The organism is Agromyces sp. NPDC056389 (assembly GCF_042262385.1).
Classification (GTDB): domain Bacteria; phylum Actinomycetota; class Actinomycetes; order Actinomycetales; family Microbacteriaceae; genus Agromyces.
Genome location: NZ_JBHJPN010000001.1, coordinates 1,937,816 through 1,954,325 on the forward strand (window position 1 = coordinate 1,937,816; position 16,510 = coordinate 1,954,325).

The 16,510-nt window shown below is 71.5% G+C and carries 15 protein-coding genes and 1 pseudogene; 9 read left to right on the forward strand and 7 right to left on the reverse strand.

Going from position 1 to position 16,510, the window contains the following annotated elements; genetic code table 11:
- Positions 1 to 114 precede the first annotated feature (114 nt).
- The 4 genes from tatA to ACFCVM_RS09005 all read left to right on the forward strand — a co-directional run bounded on the left by tatA (position 115) and on the right by ACFCVM_RS09005 (position 3,530).
- Positions 115 to 333 carry a twin-arginine translocase TatA/TatE family subunit gene (gene tatA / locus ACFCVM_RS08990; RefSeq protein WP_375835782.1) on the forward strand — a complete coding sequence of 73 codons (219 nt, stop codon included), beginning with the start codon at positions 115 to 117 and terminating at the stop codon, positions 331 to 333.
- 79 nt (positions 334 to 412) lie between these two features.
- Positions 413 to 1,270 (forward strand): tryptophan 2,3-dioxygenase, encoded by an 858-nt coding sequence (gene kynA / locus ACFCVM_RS08995; protein WP_375836687.1) that lies wholly within the window; start codon positions 413 to 415, stop codon positions 1,268 to 1,270.
- Positions 1,271 to 1,272: 2 nt separating this feature from the next.
- Entirely contained in the window at positions 1,273 to 2,274 is a 1,002-nt protein-coding gene (locus ACFCVM_RS09000) for a hypothetical protein (RefSeq protein ID WP_375835783.1), read from the forward strand.
- A 32-nt stretch (positions 2,275 to 2,306) separates the two neighbouring features.
- Positions 2,307 to 3,530 carry a kynureninase gene (locus tag ACFCVM_RS09005; RefSeq protein ID WP_375836688.1) on the forward strand — a complete coding sequence of 408 codons (1,224 nt, stop codon included), beginning with the start codon at positions 2,307 to 2,309 and terminating at the stop codon, positions 3,528 to 3,530.
- 28 nt (positions 3,531 to 3,558) lie between these two features.
- Here the strand turns inward: ACFCVM_RS09005 and ACFCVM_RS09010 are convergent, their stop codons facing one another.
- Positions 3,559 to 5,088 carry a DHA2 family efflux MFS transporter permease subunit gene (locus ACFCVM_RS09010; RefSeq protein WP_375835784.1) on the reverse strand — a complete coding sequence of 510 codons (1,530 nt, stop codon included), beginning with the start codon at positions 5,086 to 5,088 and terminating at the stop codon, positions 3,559 to 3,561.
- Positions 5,089 to 5,106: 18 nt separating this feature from the next.
- Positions 5,107 to 5,694, reverse strand: a complete 588-nt coding sequence (locus tag ACFCVM_RS09015) for a PadR family transcriptional regulator (protein ID WP_375835785.1) — start codon at positions 5,692 to 5,694, stop codon at positions 5,107 to 5,109.
- A 201-nt stretch (positions 5,695 to 5,895) separates the two neighbouring features.
- On the opposite strand from ACFCVM_RS09015, the gene ACFCVM_RS09020 reads away from it, so the two are divergent.
- The 3 genes and pseudogenes from ACFCVM_RS09020 (at position 5,896) to purQ (ending at position 7,534) form a co-directional block, all read left to right on the forward strand.
- Positions 5,896 to 6,324, forward strand: coding sequence for a hypothetical protein (locus ACFCVM_RS09020; protein WP_375835786.1), 429 nt, complete (start codon positions 5,896 to 5,898; stop codon positions 6,322 to 6,324).
- A 167-nt stretch (positions 6,325 to 6,491) separates the two neighbouring features.
- Positions 6,492 to 6,725, forward strand: a pseudogene (gene purS / locus ACFCVM_RS09025) (phosphoribosylformylglycinamidine synthase subunit PurS); the annotation flags it as partial.
- A 110-nt stretch (positions 6,726 to 6,835) separates the two neighbouring features.
- Positions 6,836 to 7,534, forward strand: a complete 699-nt coding sequence (gene purQ, locus ACFCVM_RS09030; protein WP_375835787.1) for a phosphoribosylformylglycinamidine synthase subunit PurQ — start codon at positions 6,836 to 6,838, stop codon at positions 7,532 to 7,534.
- 67 nt (positions 7,535 to 7,601) lie between these two features.
- On the opposite strand, the gene ACFCVM_RS09035 is transcribed toward purQ, so the two are convergent.
- Genes ACFCVM_RS09035 through ACFCVM_RS09050 form a run of 4 tightly spaced genes read right to left on the reverse strand, consistent with a single transcriptional unit; the run spans position 7,602 to position 12,676 of the window.
- Positions 7,602 to 8,321, reverse strand: coding sequence for a flavodoxin family protein (locus ACFCVM_RS09035; RefSeq protein ID WP_375835788.1), 720 nt, complete (start codon positions 8,319 to 8,321; stop codon positions 7,602 to 7,604).
- A 50-nt stretch (positions 8,322 to 8,371) separates the two neighbouring features.
- Positions 8,372 to 10,018 (reverse strand): GMC oxidoreductase, encoded by a 1,647-nt coding sequence (locus ACFCVM_RS09040; RefSeq protein WP_375835789.1) that lies wholly within the window; start codon positions 10,016 to 10,018, stop codon positions 8,372 to 8,374.
- Positions 10,015 to 10,992, reverse strand: coding sequence for a diacylglycerol kinase (locus ACFCVM_RS09045; RefSeq protein ID WP_375835791.1), 978 nt, complete (start codon positions 10,990 to 10,992; stop codon positions 10,015 to 10,017). Before ACFCVM_RS09045 ends, ACFCVM_RS09040 begins: the two co-directional genes overlap by 4 nt.
- A 1-nt stretch (position 10,993) precedes the next feature.
- Complete coding sequence (locus tag ACFCVM_RS09050) at positions 10,994 to 12,676, reverse strand: FAD-binding oxidoreductase (RefSeq protein WP_375835792.1); 1,683 nt, start codon at positions 12,674 to 12,676, stop codon at positions 10,994 to 10,996.
- A 20-nt stretch (positions 12,677 to 12,696) separates the two neighbouring features.
- On the opposite strand from ACFCVM_RS09050, the gene ACFCVM_RS09055 reads away from it, so the two are divergent.
- Both ACFCVM_RS09055 and ACFCVM_RS09060 read left to right on the forward strand, forming a co-directional pair.
- On the forward strand, positions 12,697 to 13,293 hold the full coding sequence (locus tag ACFCVM_RS09055) for a TetR/AcrR family transcriptional regulator (protein WP_375835793.1): 597 nt from the start codon (positions 12,697 to 12,699) through the stop codon (positions 13,291 to 13,293).
- 35 nt (positions 13,294 to 13,328) lie between these two features.
- The gene (locus ACFCVM_RS09060) at positions 13,329 to 14,894 is read left to right on the forward strand and encodes a glycerol-3-phosphate dehydrogenase/oxidase (RefSeq protein ID WP_375835794.1); all 1,566 of its coding nucleotides are present in this window, start codon (positions 13,329 to 13,331) and stop codon (positions 14,892 to 14,894) included.
- Positions 14,895 to 15,010: 116 nt separating this feature from the next.
- Here ACFCVM_RS09060 and ACFCVM_RS09065 read toward each other — a convergent pair whose 3' ends face one another.
- Positions 15,011 to 16,492 carry a catalase gene (locus ACFCVM_RS09065; RefSeq protein ID WP_375835795.1) on the reverse strand — a complete coding sequence of 494 codons (1,482 nt, stop codon included), beginning with the start codon at positions 16,490 to 16,492 and terminating at the stop codon, positions 15,011 to 15,013.
- Positions 16,493 to 16,510 lie beyond the last annotated feature (18 nt).

Below are 16,510 nucleotides of genomic sequence, written 5' to 3' on the forward strand. Positions count from 1 at the left end.
TCTCGATTCGGCGCTCACCGTAGCACGGTGCCCGCTGGACATCTGATGTCAGATGTGTTCTGCTGGTGCGATCGGCACTAGCCACACGACCACTCGACAGGGAAGTCTGGGAACATGTTCGCGAATCTCACCGGCTGGCACATGCTCATCGTCGTCTTCATCATCCTGCTGCTCTTCGGTGCGCCGAAGCTGCCCGCGCTCGCGAAGAGCCTGGGGCAGTCGATGCACATCCTGAAGAAGGAGGTGCGGTCGAACGATGACGCCGCCGATGGCGACGAAGCGGCGACGCGGCCGGCAGTCGCGGAGACGGGAACGGGCGCCAAGTCCGCCTGACTCCCCCCGGCCCGTCGGCCACCCGCGTGGCTAGGCTGGTGGCGTGACCCCTGAGCCAACCGAACCCGGCGAACGCACGATCGACGGCGTCGAAGCCAACACCCGCACGATCGAGGCATCCGTCGTCACCGACTTCAGCGATCGCATGAGCTACGGCGGCTACCTCGACCTGCCCACCCTGCTCTCGGCGCAGCGCCCGATCTCGCGGCCCGAGCATCACGACGAGCTGCTGTTCATCATCCAGCACCAGACCACCGAGCTCTGGCTGAAGCTCGTGCTGCACGAGCTCGAGACGGCGCGCGACCTGCTGCGGGCCGACGCGCTCGCCCCGGCGCTCAAGTGCATCGCGCGCGTCAAGCACATCCAGAAGACGCTCACCGAGCAGTGGTCGGTGCTCGCGACGCTCACGCCCACCGAGTACGCGCAGTTCCGCGGCGTGCTCGGCAACGCGAGCGGGTTCCAGTCGTACCAGTACCGCGCGGTCGAGTTCGTGCTCGGCAACAAGAACGCGAAGATGATGCAGGTCTTCGAGTCGGATGCCGCAGCGACCGCGATCCTCAGCCACGCCCTCGAGTCCCCGAGCCTCTACGACGAGTTCCTCCGCCTCCTCGCTCGCGCCGGCTACCCGATCCCCGCCGAGATCCTCGAGCGCGACGTCACCCAGGCTTGGACGTTCGCCCCCGAGCTCGTGCCGGTGTTCGCCTCGATCTACGCCGACACCTCGGAGCACTGGGCCGCCTACGAGACCTGCGAGGAACTCGTCGACCTCGAGGACAACTTCCAGCTCTGGCGCTTCCGTCACCTGAAGACGGTCGAGCGCATCATCGGCAACAAGATCGGCACCGGCGGCTCGAGCGGTGCGAGCTTCCTCCGGCGCGCGCTCGACCTCACCTTCTTCCCCGAGCTCTACGCCGTCCGCACCGAGATCCCGGGCTGACGATGACCAGCCCGCTCGACCTCGGTCCCCTCGCACGGCCCGTGCGACGCTCGATGAGCGCCGAGCACCCCGGCGAGACGGGCACGATGCTGCCCCCGCTCATCGACCACCACGTGCACCTCATGCTCGTCGGGCCCGACGCTCTGTGCGACACCGCGCTCGCGGGCGTCGTCGACCTCGGCGGCCCGCTCGACACGATCGCGGCATACGCCCGCCGCGACGGCCTGCCCAAGGTCGCCTTCGCGGGCAGCTTCCTCACGGCACCGGGCGGGTACCCCGTCGATCGTCCGTGGGCGTCGCCCGGCAGCGTCCGCGAGATCGTCGTCGAGGCGGGCGACGAGCGCGCCGCCCTGCCGACCGCGGTCGAGACGGCGGTCGGCGAGCAGCTGGCGTTCGGGGCATCCGTCGTGAAGGTCGTGCTCAACAGCGCGGCCGGCCCGGTGCTCGACGCGGCGACGCTCGCCGCGATCGTCGCGAGCGCGCACGCCGCCGGCGTCCCGGTGGTCGCGCACGTCGAGGGCGACGGGATGTCGCAGCTCGCGATCGACGCCGGCGTCGACGCCTTCGCGCACACGCCGTTCACCGAGCGGCTCGACGATGAGCTCATCGCCCGGGCCGTCGCGGCGGGGCAGTGCTGGATCTCGACGCTCTTCGTCGCCGGGTACGGCGAGCCGACCGCGGAGGCGGAGATCGCGCTCGACAACCTCGGTCGCTTCCACCTCGCGGGCGGGCGAGTGCTCTACGGCACCGACCTCGGCAACGGCGAGCAGCCGCTCGGCGTGAACCCCGCCGAACTCGCGCTGCTCGTGCAGGCGGGTCTCGGGGCATCCGCCGTGATCGCCTCGATCACCGACCCCTGGCCCGTCGCGATCGACGGCGCCGTCGCGACCTTCGTGCCCGGCGAACCCCCCGCGAGCCTCGACGAGCTGTCCGGCTGGCTGGCCGGCGCCGATCTCTCGCCCGCCGAAGACCTGCAGCCCTACTTCGATTTGGAGCACCGGTGACCCACGACCCGCATCTCGCCTTCGCCCGCCGCATGGACCGCGCCGACGGGCTCGCGCACTACCGCAAGCGCTTCGCGGGCGCCGAGACCGACCTCGTCTACTTCGACGGCAACTCGCTCGGCCGCCCGCCGGTGTCGGCGATCGAGCGCGTCGAGCGGTTCTTGCGCGAGGACTGGGGCGGCCGCCTCATCCGCGGGTGGGACGAGGCGTGGCTGCAGCTGCCCACCGAGATCGGAGACCGCATCGGCCGCTCCGTGATCGAGGCGAAGGCCGGGCAGACGATCATCGGCGACTCGACCACGGTGCTCCTCTACAAGCTCGCCCGCGCGGCCGTCGACGCGCAGATCGCCCGCGACCCCGCGCGGCGCGAGATCGTCGTCGACACCGACAACTTCCCGACCGACCGCTACGTGCTCGACGGCATCGCCCGCGAGCGCGGCATGCGCCTGCGCTGGATCGAGGTCGACACCTCGGCCGGCGTCTCGCCCGAGCAGCTCGCCGAGGCGGTCGGCCCCGAGACCGCGCTCGTCGTCGTCTCGCACGTCGCGTACCGATCGGCCTACCTGGCGGATGCCCCCGAGCTCACGCGCATCGCGCACGACGCCGGTTCCCTGATCCTCTGGGACCTCTGCCACTCTGCCGGCTCGGTGCCCGTGAAGGCCGACCTCTGGGGCTTCGACCTCGCCGTCGGCTGCACGTACAAGTACCTGAACGGCGGCCCGGGTTCACCGGCGTTCGCCTATGTGCGCGACGACCTGCAAGCGGCGATCGCCCAGCCGATCCAGGGCTGGTGGGGCACGACCGACATGTTCGCGATGGGGCCGGACTACGAGCCCGTCCCCGACATCCGCCGCTTCCTCTCGGGCACCGCGCCGATCGTCGGCATGCTCGCGATGGAGGAGACCCTCGCGATGATCGAGGAGGCCGGCATGCCCGCGCTCCGCGAGAAGTCGATCGCGCTCACGGAGTTCGCGATCACCCTCGCCGACGACTGGCTCGCGCCCCTCGGCGTGACGCTCGCCTCCCCCGCCGACCCCGAGGAGCGCGGCGGGCACGTCACGCTGCACCACCCCGCGATGCGGGAGGTCACCGCGCGGCTCTGGCAGCAGGACGTGATCCCCGACTACCGCGACCCCGGGGGCCTGCGCATCGGCCTCTCGCCGCTCTCGACGAGCTTCGAGGAGGTGCACCGCGGGCTCGACGCCACCCGCGACACCTTGAAGACGGTGCTCCAGGAGCGCGCGGGGCTCGCGTGACGCTTCGAGCCGTCGCGGGGCCCCGGCCCTAGTCGACCGCGGTGAGCGAGCCGGTCGCGGGGCCGGCGACATCCGTCGGCGCGGCGGCGCCCCGCTGCTCCCAGTCGACCGTCACCTTGGGCTTGGCGAAGAACAGCACCAGCACGGCGCCGATCGCGAACCCGATGACGGGCAGCCACAGCGACTGCGACATCGCATCGGTGAATCCACCGGCGATCTGCGGCGGCAACGCCTGGCCCGCCGTCGTCGACTGCTCACCGCCGGACTCGGAGAACCCGGGAAGGTTCGCCTCGAGCCGGCCGTTCATGAGCGCCGTGATCGCCGCGGCGCCGAAGACCGAGCCGAACTGCCGGGTCATGTTGTAGACGCCCGACCCGGCACCCGCCTGGTGCGGCGGCAGGTTGCGCGTCGCGGTCGATGCGAGGGGCGCCCAGATGCCCGACATGCCGAGGCCGAGGAACGCCGCCGGGATGAGCAGCACCCAGAGCTGCACGTCGGGGGTGATGAGCAGCGACATCGCGGCGAGGGCGCTTGCGGTGATCGCGAAGCCGGCGAACGCGATCCACTTCGGGTCCACCCGATCGGTCAGGCGGCCGATGAACGGCGCCATCACGCCCGACACGACCGCCATGGGCACGAGCATGAGCGCGGCCTGCGTGGGCTCGAGTCCGCGAGCGACCTGGTAGTAGAACGCGAGCGGCAGCGGCATGGCGACGATCGCGAAGCCGACGAAGGTGATCGCGGCGTTCGACAGCGCGAAGTTGCGATCCGTGAAGAGGTCGAGGGGCAGCAGCGGTTCCTTGCGGTTGAAGCGCTGCCAGACCACGAAGGCGACGAGCACCACGAGGCCCGTGATGATCAGGCCCCAGACGCTGATCGGCCCGACGATGGTGCCCCAGTCGTAGGTCGCGCCCTCCTGGATGCCGAAGATCACGAGGAACATGCCGACCGCGCTCAGCACGACGCCGAGCCAGTCGAAGGAGTGCTGGTGCGTCTCGAGCCTGGGCACGAGCCGCACCGCGAGGACGAACGCGACGATGCCGACGGGCACGTTGACGAAGAAGATCCACTCCCACCCGAGCGAGTCGACCAGGAGACCGCCGAGGATCGGGCCGACGAGCGTCGCGACACCGGCGACGGCGCCCCAGAGGCCCATCGCCGCGCCACGCTGCTGCGGCGGGAAGATGCGGGTGATGACCGCCATCGTCTGCGGAGTCATGAGCGCGGCGCCGAGCCCCTGCACGACGCGCGCGACGATCAGCATGGTGATGTCATCGGAGAGGCCGCACCAGAGCGAGGAGAGCGTGAACACGGCGAGGCCGACGAGGTAGACGTTCTTCGGGCCGAAGCGATCGCCGAGGCGACCGGTGATGAGCAGCGGCACGGCGTACGCCAGCAGGTAGGCGGAGGTCACCCACAGCACCGCGGTGAGGTCGGTGCCGAGGTCGCGCATGATGGCGGGGTTGGCGATCGAGACGATGGTCGAGTCGACCAGGATCATGAAGAAGCCGATGACGAGTGCCCAGAGGGCCGGCCACGGCTTGCGTTCGGTCTGCATGTGTTCCTCCGGAACGGGTCAGGTCTGCGGGGAGGCGGACGGAGCGGCGGACGGCCACTCGAGTTCGCCGGAGCGGAGTTCGGCGATGGTCGCGGCGAGCCATTCGGCTTCGGCGGCGAGCATCGCCCGGCTGTAGTAGACGTTCAGCACCACGTGCTTCGGCTTGCCCTTGTCGGCGATGCGCACCATCGCCGCGTCGTACCAGGCGATGTCGTCGCGGATCGCGTCGAGCCGGTCTCCGAGCAGCTCGACGACCCGCTCGGCCGGCAGGTTGTGCGCCTCGCCGATGGCGAGCGGGAACTCGGGGAACTCGTTGACGCTCCGGCTGAGCATCTCCTCGAGGCTCTCATCGAACGCGGTGCGCCCCGCCTCCGTCACGGTGTAGACGGTGCGCTCCGGCCGATTGCCCATGCGCTCGGTCGCGCTCTCGACGATCAGTCCGTCGCGGGCGAGACGTTCGACCGCGCGATAGAGCGACCCGGCGCTGACCTTGACGACGCGGTCCTCCCGGCGGGCCAGCATGAGCTGGTACATCTCGTACGGATGCATGGGAGCGTCGATCAGCATGCCGAGCGCCGAGAAGGCGAGCGGGTTGAGGTGCGGCATCCGCGTTCCCTTCACGTCGCAGTGCGGTTATTCCGCTCGGAATAATACGCTTGGAATTCATGCCGCGCAACTTCCCCGCTAGCACCCCGTCTGGGCGGTGGCAAGCCCGTCGGCCGATCCGGGCCCTTCACGGTTCGCGAGCGTACGATGACTCGATCATCCGATGAGATGACCCGATCACTCCGGCGAAGGGAGCCACTGATGACCGACACGGATCGCACTCCGAATGACGTCGCGGCCGCTATGAAGGACACGGCGAACCGAGCAACCGAGACCGTGCGCGACCACGCGGATCACGTGGCCGACGCGGTGAGCGACAGCGCGGCGGACGCGGCGCGAGCAGTGAAGACGAGCGCCGATCGACTCGGGGATGCCACGGCCAGAGTGGCCGGGCAGGCATCCGACACCGTTGGCGACGTGCTGAGCGACGCCCGCGACACCGCAGCGGACACCGTCGACGCCGTCGCCGCGCAGGCGAGTGCGGCCGTCGCAGGCGCGAGGGAGGTCGCCGACGACGGCGTCGCATACGTGAAGGCGCGGTACCGGGAGAATCCGGCCCTCGTCATCGCCGTGGGTGCCGCGGCGATCGTCGCCGTCGGCCTGCTCGTCAAGGCCATCACCCGGCGCTGACGCACGACACGAGGCCTCGGACGAGGACCCGGGCGGTCCGGTCGCGCGTGACGCGACCGGACCGAGAGGTGCGCTCCCGGGCGCCGAGGGCGACGGATGCTTCGATGCCTCGCCGCCCCCGGTAGAATCGACGCATCCACACTTTCGACACCGGACGGAGAACCGCGGTGCCCACCATCGTCGTCGACGTGATGCCCAAAGCCGAACTGCTCGACCCCCAGGGGAAGGCCGTCGCCGGCGCCCTCGCCCGCACCGGACGCACCGGCTTCAGCGGCGTGCGCATCGGCAAGCGATTCGAACTGACCGTCGACGGACCCGTCGACGACGCACTGCGCGCGCAGGTGCAGCAGATCGCCGAAGAGATCCTCTCCAACGGCGTGATCGAAGACGTCGTCGGCATCCACTACGAGGTGACGAACGCCGAGCTCGCCGAAGAGGCGTCCGACGCGGCATCCACCACCGACGACGGCTTCGGCGCTCCCGCCGGCGAAACGCACTGAGCGGGCCCGCCATGCGCATCGGCGTCATCACCTTCCCCGGCTCGCTCGACGACCGCGACGCGCAGCGCGCGGTGCGCCTCGCCGGAGGCGAGCCCGTCGCACTCTGGCACGGGTCGCACGACCTCGAGGGCGTCGACGCGCTGATCCTGCCCGGCGGCTTCAGCTACGGCGACTACCTGCGCTGCGGCGCGATCGCCTCGCTCAGCCCGATCATGACCGAGGTCGTCGCCGCGGCGAACGCCGGCATGCCGGTGCTCGGCATCTGCAACGGCTTCCAGATGCTGACCGAGGCCGGCCTCCTCGAGGGCGGGCTCATCCGCAACGACCACGGCTCCTTCATCTGCCGCGACCAGGTGCTCACGGTCGAGAACGCCGCAACCGACTGGACCGGCGACTTCGAGGCCGGGCAGCAGATCACGATCCCGCTGAAGAACGGCGAGGGCGGCTTCATCGCCTCCGACGAGACGCTCGACCGGCTCGAGGGCGAGGGCCGAGTGGTCTTCCGCTACGTCGACGTGAACCCCAACGGCTCGCTCCGCGACATCGCGGGCGTCTCGAACGCCCGCGGCAACGTGGTCGGCCTCATGCCGCACCCCGAGCACGCGGTCGAGCCCGGCTTCGGCCCCGACACCGCTGCCGCGATGCGCTCCGGCGTCGACGGCCTCGGCTTCTTCACGAGCATCGTCAAGCGCGCCCTCGTCGAGGCGTAGCTTCAGGCACGAACACTGCGAAGGGCGGCCCGATCGGGCCGCCCTTCGTCGTCGCCGCGTCGATGGGTCAGCGGTACTCGGGGTTGGCCTCGAAGCCGGAGTGATCGCCGCCGTCCCACTCTGCGCGCAGGTTGCCCCCGGCCGGAAATCCGCCCGCATCCTTCAGCAGCCGCGCGAGGTGCAGCAGGTTGTACGTCATGAACGTCGTGTTGCGATTGGTGAAGTCGTTCTCGGGGCCTCCAGAGCCCGGATCGAGGTAGCTCGGACCGGGGCCCGCCTCGCCGATCCAGCCCGCGTCGGCGCCCGGCGGGATCGCGTAGCCGATGTGCTGCAGGCTGTAGAGCAGGTTCATGGCGCAATGCTTGATGCCGTCTTCGTTGCCCGTGATGATCGCACCGCCGACCTTGCCGTAGTAGACGTACTGGCCGCGGTCGTTGAACATGCCGCTCATCGAGTAGAGCCGCTCGACGAGCCGTTTCGTGATCGACGAGTTGTCGCCGAGCCAGATCGGCCCGCCGACGACGAGGATGTCGGCGGCCTCGACGAGCGGCCACACCTCGTCGGGCCAGGCGTCGGCCGGCCAGCCGTGCTCGCGCATGTCGGGGTAGACCCCGGTCGCGACATCGAGGTCGACGAACCGCAGGGTGTCGACGTGCACGTCGCGACCGCGCATGAGGGCGATGCTCGCGTCCATGAGGCCCTGGGTGTGGCTCGGTTCGGGGCTCCGCTTCAGCGTGCAGTTGACGTAGAGCGCCCGCAGGTCTGAGAAATCCGGCAACTCGGCCATGGCGCCGATGGTACTCGCGGGTCGGATCGGCCGACAGGGCGGCGACCGCCTCAGCCGCGTCGATCGAGGAGCGCCTCCTGCGTCGGCCGTTCATCGGCGGCGCTCCGGCGCGGCCAGTACGACAGCGCGCGCTCGGCCATCGCGGTGATCGTGAGCGACGGATTCACGCCCGGGTTGGCGGGCATGGCCGCACCGTCGACGACGTGCAGCCCGGGATGGCCCCACACGCGGTGGTACGCGTCGACGACGCCCTGCTCGGGATCGCCCGACACCACCGCTCCACCGAGGAAGTGCGCCGTCAGGGGGATGCCGAACACCTCGGGCCACGAGCCGCGCGCGGATGCCGGCACGCCGCCGGCCGCCTGCATGCGTGCGGCGATCGCCTGGGCGGCGAGGTGCGCACCGGGCAGGTGACTCGGGTTCGGCTCCCCCTCACCCTGGGCGCTCGTGAGCACCGGGCGTCCGAATCGGCGGCGGAGCGAGAGCGTGAGCGAGTTGTCGGCCGTCTGCATGACGAGCGCGATGATGCCGCGCTCGCTCCAGCGACGCAGCGAGCTCACGCGCAGGGTCGTGATCGGATGCCGCAGCGCCCCGCCGATCAACGCCCCGAGCCGCCCGAGGAGGGGGCGCCCGCCGGGCACGAGGCCGGTCGCCAGGGCACCCATCAGGTTCGACCCCGGCCCGTACCGCACGTTCTCGACGTGCGTGCGCTCATCGACGTGGAACGACGTGGTGATCGCCACGCCGCTCGCGAGACCGAGCCCCTCGGGCACCGACACCGCGACCGCGCCGTCGAGTGCTTCGGAGTTCGTGCGCGTGAGGCGCCCGAGCGCGTCGGACAGCCGAGGCAGCGCACCCGAGTCCTTCATACGGTGCAGCAGCTGCTGCGTGCCCCACGTGCCGGCGCCGAACACGACCTGCTCGGCGCTCACCGAGCGGCGATCACGGCCGAACCACGCGCCGCTCCGCACCGATGTCACGGTGAAGCCGCCGCCCGGGCGCTCACGCACCTCGACGACGGTTCGGAGCGGCTCGATCGTGGTGCCGAGCCGTTCGGCCAGCGCGAGGTAGTTCTTCGCGAGCGTGTTCTTCGCGCCCACCCGGCAGCCGACCATGCAGTTGCCGCAGAGCGTGCACCCGGTACGATCGGGCCCCTCGCCACCGAAGAACGGGTCGGCGACCGTCTCGCCGGGGCGGCCGAAGTACACCCCGACGGGGGCGCGCCGGAAGGTGTCGCCGACGCCGAGGTCGGCCGCGGCATCCGCCATGATCTGCTCGACCGGGCCCGAGTGCGGGTACTCGGGAACGACGCCGAGCATGCGCTTGGCCGTCGCGTAGTGGGGGGCGAGTTCTGCCTGCCAGTCGGCGAGGCCGTACCACTGCCGGTCGGCGAAGAACGCGGGGCCCGGTTCGTAGAGGGTGTTCGCGTAGTTCAGCGATCCGCCGCCGACGCCCGCGCCGGCGAGCACCATGACGTGCGGCAGCTTGTGGATGCGCTGCACCCCGAAGCATCCGATCGCGGGCGCCCAGAGGTAGCGCCGAACGTCCCACGAGGTCTTCGCGAAGTCGGCGTCCTCGAAGCGGCGGCCCGCCTCGAAGACGTGCACCCGGTAGCCCTTCGAGGCGAGGCGCAGTGCGGCGACCGAGCCGCCGAAGCCCGAACCGACGATGACGACGTCGTGATCGAAGTCGGTCATGCGGCGCCCTCCCGGTCGTGTTCGGGCGCGATCGCGGCGGCGGACCGGTGGGGTCCGGCCGCCTCGTCCGCCGCGGCCGGCACGAGCACCGTGAGCGCCCCGGGCACCGCCCGGATGCGCGCGCGCCCGGTGCCGACCCGCTCGCCGTCGGCATAGACCACGAGCCCCGGCGCGTCGATGTCGACGAGCGTCGCGCGCGCCGTGGTCACCTCGGGCCGGTCGACGTGCGTGCCGCGCAGCAGCAGCGGGAACAGGCGAACGAGCTTCGCCCGGCCGAGCGGGGCGACGTGCGTGACATCGAGCAGGCCGTCGGCCGGGTGGGCGTCGGGGCACACCGGCATGCCGCCGCCGTAGCTGCGGGTCGAACCCACGGCGATGAGCGTGCCGGGCATGGGATGCATCGCCCCGCCGTCGAAGGCGACGGCGAACGGCATCGGGCGCAGGCGCGCGACCTCGATGAGGATCGCCAGGTAGTAGCGGACGCGCCCTCGCGGCCACTTCAGGCGATTGGTGCGCTCGCTGACGTGCGCATCGAAGCCGAGCGCGGCGACGGTCAGGAAGCGCGCGATGCCCGCTGCCGACTCGACCTCGCCGACGTCGATCGCGCGGGGCGCGCCGTTGAGGGCGAGTTCGGCGGCCGTCGACGCGGCATCGGATGCCTCGAAGGGCAGGCCGAGGGCACGCGCGAGGTCGTTGCCCGTGCCCGCCGGCACGAGTGCGATCGGCACGCCCGAACCGACCACGGCGTCGAGCACCGACGAGAGCGTGCCGTCACCGCCGACGACCACGAGTGCGCGCGGCCGGCTCGCGACAGCCTCGCGTGCGAGCCGCCGGGTGTCGTCGACCGAGTCGCCCGTGAACACGCGCACATCGGCGGCGAGCGCCTCGAGGCGCTCGACGGCTCGCGCCGCCGCGGCGGCACCGCGGCCACGGCCCGAGCTGGGGTTCACGAGCACGGCGATGTGCCCGGTCATGTCAGTGGCTCCCGAGTTCGAGCGGCACTGCCGGGGCGACGACCTCGACCGGTTCGAGGAGCGCACCGGGATTCATGACGCCGGCCGGGTCGAGCTCCGCCTTCACGGCTCGGAGGATGCGGAGCCCCACCGGCCCGATCTCGCGCTCGAGCCACGGCGCGTGGTCGCGACCGACGCCGTGGTGGTGGCTGATGGTGCCGCCGCCGGCCATGATCGCGTCGTTCACCGCGGCCTTCACCGGCTCCCACGCGGCGAGCTGGTCGCCCTTCACTCCCGCGAGGATCGTGAAGTAGAGCGCGGCGCCGGTCGGGTAGACGTGCGACACGTGGCAGAGCACGAGCGACTTGGCGCGCTGCCCGGCGAATCCGTCGGTGATCGCGGCGGTCACCTCGCGCTTCAGGCGCTCGAGGTTCGACCAGGTGGTGGCGGTCTCAAGGGTCTCGCAGAACACGCCGTGGTCGAGCAGGGCGTCACGCAGGTACGGGGCGTTGAAGCGGCCGTGGACCCACTCCTCGGCGGCCGTTGGACCGGCCGAGACGCCGCCCGCCTCGCGCAGCACCTGCGCCGTTCGGGCCTGCCGCTCGGCCGCGAGCTCGGCGTCGCCCTCGAAGACGGTGATCGCGCTCGCACCCTTCGCGAGCGCCTTGCCGATGCGTCCGACCTGGGCGAGCGAGACGCCGGTCTCCGCCTCGTCGGAGAGACGGATGACGGTGGGGCCGGTGCCGAGCTGCGCGACCCGGCGCAGGGCATCGACACCTGCGGCGAAGTCGGGGAAGGTCCAGGCCTCCGCCCGCCGCACCTCGGGCGTGCGGTGCACGCGCACGCGCACCTCGGTGATGACGCCGAACGCCCCCTCGGAGCCGAGGAAGAGTCGCAGGAGGTCGGGACCGGCTGCTGATCCCGGCGCGCGGCCCAGGTCGAGCTCGCCGGTCGGGGTCGCGACGCGCAGGCCCGTGACCATCGCGTCGAAGCGGCCGTTGCCGGCGGAGTTCTGCCCCGAGGAGCGTGCTGCGGCGAAGCCGCCGATCGTCGCGTAGCGGAAGCTCTGCGGGAAGTGCCCGAGTTCGAACCCGTGAGCGCCGAGCAGCCGCTCGGCCTCGGGGCCCGTGGTGCCGGCGCGCAGCACGGCTTCGCCGCTCGTCTCGTCGAGGGAGACGAGCCCGGTGAGCCGGCGCAGTTCGAGCGCGATCACCGCACGGTGGGTGCCGCGCTCGGGGTCGAGCCCGCCCACGACGCTCGTGCCGCCGCCGAACGGCACCACCGCGATGCCGCGCGAACCGGCGAGGCGCAGCACCTCGACGACCTGGCCGTGGTCGGCCGGGGAGACGACCGCGTCGGGGGCATCCTGTCGACGCGCGCGACGACGGAGCAGGTCGGGCGTCGAGCGCCCACCGGCATGCCGGATGCGGGCATCGTCGTCGAGTGCGACGTGGTCGTCGCCCACGATCGCGGCGAGCGCGGCCCGATCGGCATCGTCGAGCGACGACGGCGCGAGCTCCACCTCGTCGAGTACGACGGCGGCATCGGGCTTCGGTGTGCGCCCGAGCATCACCGGCAGCAGCGCCCGCACCGCGAGCGGCAGCTCCTTCGCCTTCGCGGGGTCACCCCAGCCGTTCCACCGCATCGGGGTGGATGTCTCGTCGCCGGCGCTTGCGGCGTTGGGGAAGGTGTCTCCGTCGACCATGCGTTACAGTGTGACACATCATGGAAGATCGTCAAGCGCTCCTGCTCGACCGGCCCGTCTGGGACGAGGCCGAGACGCGCATGCTCGACGTGGCCGTCGAGCTCATCGCCGTGCGCGGTTCCGGCGGGGTCACCGTCGCCGAAGTCGCGCGCAACGCCGGGGTCAGCCGGCCCACCGTGTACCGCCGTTGGGCGAGCGCCGACGAGATCGTGCGCGCGGCCCTCCTCCGGGCCACCGTGTCGCTCATCGAGCAGTTCCCCGAACCCGCGCGCTCACGCGACGAGATCGTGCGCGACGTGATGCGGTTCTCCGAGCTGTTCCGCACCGATCCCGTCTACGGACGCCTGCTCGAGCGCGAGCCCGAGGTCTTCATGCGGTACACGCTGCAGCGCATCGGCCAGAGCCAACGCGTCATCCTGCAGTGGCTGGCGGTCGCCATCGAACACGCCCAGCAGGGCGGCTCGGTGCGCGCCGGCGCCCCGAGCGACCTCGCGGTCATGCTCCTGCTCATCGCCCAGTCAGCGATCCTCTCGCACAACACCGTCTCCGCCCTCATCGACGAGCCGCATTGGAGCAGCGAACTTTGGCACGCACTCGACGGACATCTCCGCCCCTGATCCCCGCGGGCCCCGGCCCTGCGCACTCCCCCGCGTTGAACGGCAGTCGCCGGTCGCGTGAGCTCGACGCGCTCGCCGGGCGCAGCGAGCCGGTCGACCTCCTCGTCATCGGCGGCGGCGTCACGGGCGCGGGGGTCGCGCTCGACGCCGCGAGCCGCGGGCTGTCGGTCGTGCTCGCCGAGGCGCACGACCTGGCGTTCGGCACGAGCCGGTGGAGCTCGAAGCTCGTGCACGGCGGCCTGCGCTACCTCGCCACCGGCGACGTCGCCGTCGCGCGCGAGAGCGCCGTGGAACGACATGTCCTGATGACCCGTGTGGCACCCCACCTCGTGCGGAGCCTGCCCCAACTGCTGCCCTTCGTGCCCGCCGTCACTGCGAAGCAGCGCGTGTTCGGCGGCGTCGGCATGGGCCTGGGCGACGGCCTGCGCATGCTCGCCCGCACGCCCGGCGGCGTCTTGGCGCACCCGCGACGCATCGGCCGCGACGAGGCGCTGCGGCTCGCCCCCGCCCTGCGCCGCGAGGGTCTGCGAGGCGGAGTGCTCTCGCACGACGGCCAGCTCGTCGACGACGCCCGGCTCGTCGTGGCACTCGCCCGCACGGCCGCCGCCTACGGAGCGGCGGTGCTCACCCGGGTTCGCGTCTCGAACGCGGATGCCGACGGTGCGACCCTCGACGACACGCTCGGCGGCGGCTCGGTGCGCGTGCGCGCCCGGGTCGTCGTGAACGCCGCCGGCGTGTGGGCGGGCGAGCTCGACCCCGGCATCAGGATGCGGCCGAGCCGGGGCACGCACCTCGTGCTCGACGCGGCCTCCCTCGGGCATCCGACCGCCGCGATCACCGTGCCGCACCCAGGATCGATCAGTCGTTTCGTCTTCGCGTTGCCGCAGCAGCTCGGCCGGGTCGTCGTCGGCCTCACCGATGAAGACGCTCCCGGCCCGGTGCCCGACGTGCCGCAGCCCCAGGACGCCGAGATCGAGTTCCTGCTGCGCACCGTCTCGACGGCGCTCGAGCGGCCGCTCGTCCGAGACGACGTGCTCGGCGCCTTCGCCGGGCTGCGCCCGCTCATCGACACGGGCGACGACGGCTCGACCGCCGACATCTCCCGCCGCCATCACGTGGCCGTCTCGGAGGCGGGACTGCTCAACGTGCTCGGCGGCAAGCTCACGACGTATCGGGCGATGGCCCGCGACGCCGTCGACCTCGCATGCCGGCACGCCGGCCTCGCCGACCTCGGGTGCCGCACCGAGACGCTCGCCCTGGTGGGCGCGCCAGGCTCCGCGGTTCCCGCGGCGAGCGCACCGGCGAACGAATCGGCCGGCGCCCGCACCGAGCTGCCCGCCTCCCTCGTGGCCCGCTTCGGCGCCGAGGCATCCACCGTGCTCGACGTGGCCCGCTGCGCCGACCCCGCCGAGCGCATCGCGCCCGGCCTCGACGTCGCACGTGCCGAGATCGAGTTCGCGGTGCTCGCCGAGGGTGCGCTCGACGTCGACGACGTGCTCGACCGGCGCACCCGCATCGGGCTCGTCTCCGCCGACCGCGAACGAGCGCACGGCCCCGTGGCCGAGATCGTCGAGGAGGCGCTGACGCGGCACTCGAGATGACACATCCTGTCGCCTCCCCCTCGCGGCTCCCGACGACATGTGCCACCTCGACTCGGCGCGCGACGGCGAACGGGCCCGGATGCCTCGCGGCATCCGGGCCCGTTCCGACGTTTCGACTAGGCCGCGGCGCCGTCGGCGACGGCCGTCGCGTGCGCGGCGCGGAGCACGGCGCCGAGCTCGGCGTCGACATTCGTCCAGTACTGGAAGAACCGCTCGCGGATCTCGTCGACCGTGATCGAGGCCGCCTGGCCGGCGAGCGTCGCCTGCAGGCGGAGCTTCGCTTCAGCCGAGTAGACCTCGCGGTAGAGCGTGCCCGGCTGACCGAAGTCACTGTCGTCGGCGCGCAGCGTATACGCCGAGCGCACGAGCTCGCCGTCGCTCTCCCAGCCGCCCTCGGCGGCTGCCTCGGCGGAAGCCACGGGCCCTCCGAACGAGTTCGGCGCGTAGACCGGCGTGGTCGGCGCGTTGAACGCGTGACGCTGGGCGCCGTCCTGCGAGTAGTTGGCGACGGATGCCGCGTGCGGCGCGTTCACCGGAATCTGGTTGTAGTTCGTGCCCACGCGGTACCGCTGCGCGTCGGGGTAGCTGAACACGCGCGCCATGAGCATCTTGTCGGGGCTGATGGCGATGCCGGGAACCGTGTTCGCGGGCGAGAACGCCGCCTGCTCGATCTCGGCGAAGAAGTTCTGCGGGTTGCGGTCGAGCGTGAGCGTGCCGACCGGGATCAGCGGGTAGTCGGCGTGCGGCCACACCTTCGTGAGGTCGAACGGGTTGAAGCGGTACGTCTTCGCGTCGTCGTACGGCATGACCTGCACGTGCAGGTCCCACCTCGGGTGGTTACCGGCCTCGATCGCCTCATGCAGGTCGCGGCGGTAGTAGTCGGCGTCGGCCCCGGCGATCGCCTCGGCGCTCTCGGCGTCGAGGTGCAGGTCGCCCTGCTGCGAGCGGAAGTGATACTTCACCCAGAACTTCTCGCCCTCGGCGTTGATCCACTGGTAGGTGTGCGAACCGAAGCCGTGCATCTCGCGCCACGACTTCGGCAGGCCTCGGTCGCCCATGAGGTAGGTGACCTGGTGGGCCGACTCGGGCGAGAGCGTCCAGAAGTCCCACTGCATGTCGGCGTCGCGCAGGCCCGAGCCCGGCAGGCGCTTCTGCGAGTGGATGAAGTCGGGGAACTTGATCGCGTCGCGGATGAAGAACACGGGCGTGTTGTTGCCGACGATGTCGTAGTTGCCCTCGGTCGTGTAGAACTTCACCGAGAAGCCGCGCACGTCGCGCCAGGTGTCGGGCGAGCCCTGCTCACCGGCGACCGACGAGAAGCGCATCAGCGTCTCGGAGTCGGCGCCCGGCTGGAAGACAGCGGCCCGCGTGTACGCGGAGACATCCGCGGTCACCTCGAAGCGGCCGAACGCGCCGCCGCCCTTCGCGTGCACGATACGCTCCGGAATCCGCTCGCGGTTGAACTGGGCGAGCTTCTCGACCAGGTAGCGGTCGTGCAGCACCGTCGCGCCGTCGGCGCCGATCGTGAGGGAGTGGGCGTCGCTGGCGACCGGGGTTCCGGTCTGCGTCGTCGTGGGCGTCGTGATGGATTCCGACATGGCGTCCTTCTCTCTTCG

Excerpts from the sequence above, each read along its gene's own strand:
- ACFCVM_RS09065 (WP_375835795.1), bottom strand. The coding sequence starts at position 16,492 with ATGTCGGAATCCATCACGACGCCCACGACGACGCAGACCGGAACCCCG.
- purQ (WP_375835787.1), top strand. The coding sequence starts at position 6,836 with ATGCGCATCGGCGTCATCACCTTCCCCGGCTCGCTCGACGACCGCGAC.
- ACFCVM_RS09005 (WP_375836688.1), top strand. The coding sequence starts at position 2,307 with ATGGACCGCGCCGACGGGCTCGCGCACTACCGCAAGCGCTTCGCGGGC.
- ACFCVM_RS09000 (WP_375835783.1), top strand. The coding sequence starts at position 1,273 with ATGACCAGCCCGCTCGACCTCGGTCCCCTCGCACGGCCCGTGCGACGC.
- ACFCVM_RS09045 (WP_375835791.1), bottom strand. The coding sequence starts at position 10,992 with ATGACCGGGCACATCGCCGTGCTCGTGAACCCCAGCTCGGGCCGTGGC.
- tatA (WP_375835782.1), top strand. The coding sequence starts at position 115 with ATGTTCGCGAATCTCACCGGCTGGCACATGCTCATCGTCGTCTTCATC.
- ACFCVM_RS09040 (WP_375835789.1), bottom strand. The coding sequence starts at position 10,018 with ATGACCGACTTCGATCACGACGTCGTCATCGTCGGTTCGGGCTTCGGC.
- ACFCVM_RS09010 (WP_375835784.1), bottom strand. The coding sequence starts at position 5,088 with ATGCAGACCGAACGCAAGCCGTGGCCGGCCCTCTGGGCACTCGTCATC.
- ACFCVM_RS09035 (WP_375835788.1), bottom strand. The coding sequence starts at position 8,321 with ATGGCCGAGTTGCCGGATTTCTCAGACCTGCGGGCGCTCTACGTCAAC.
- ACFCVM_RS09050 (WP_375835792.1), bottom strand. The coding sequence starts at position 12,676 with ATGGTCGACGGAGACACCTTCCCCAACGCCGCAAGCGCCGGCGACGAG.
- ACFCVM_RS09020 (WP_375835786.1), top strand. The coding sequence starts at position 5,896 with ATGACCGACACGGATCGCACTCCGAATGACGTCGCGGCCGCTATGAAG.
- ACFCVM_RS09055 (WP_375835793.1), top strand. The coding sequence starts at position 12,697 with ATGGAAGATCGTCAAGCGCTCCTGCTCGACCGGCCCGTCTGGGACGAG.
- ACFCVM_RS09015 (WP_375835785.1), bottom strand. The coding sequence starts at position 5,694 with ATGCCGCACCTCAACCCGCTCGCCTTCTCGGCGCTCGGCATGCTGATC.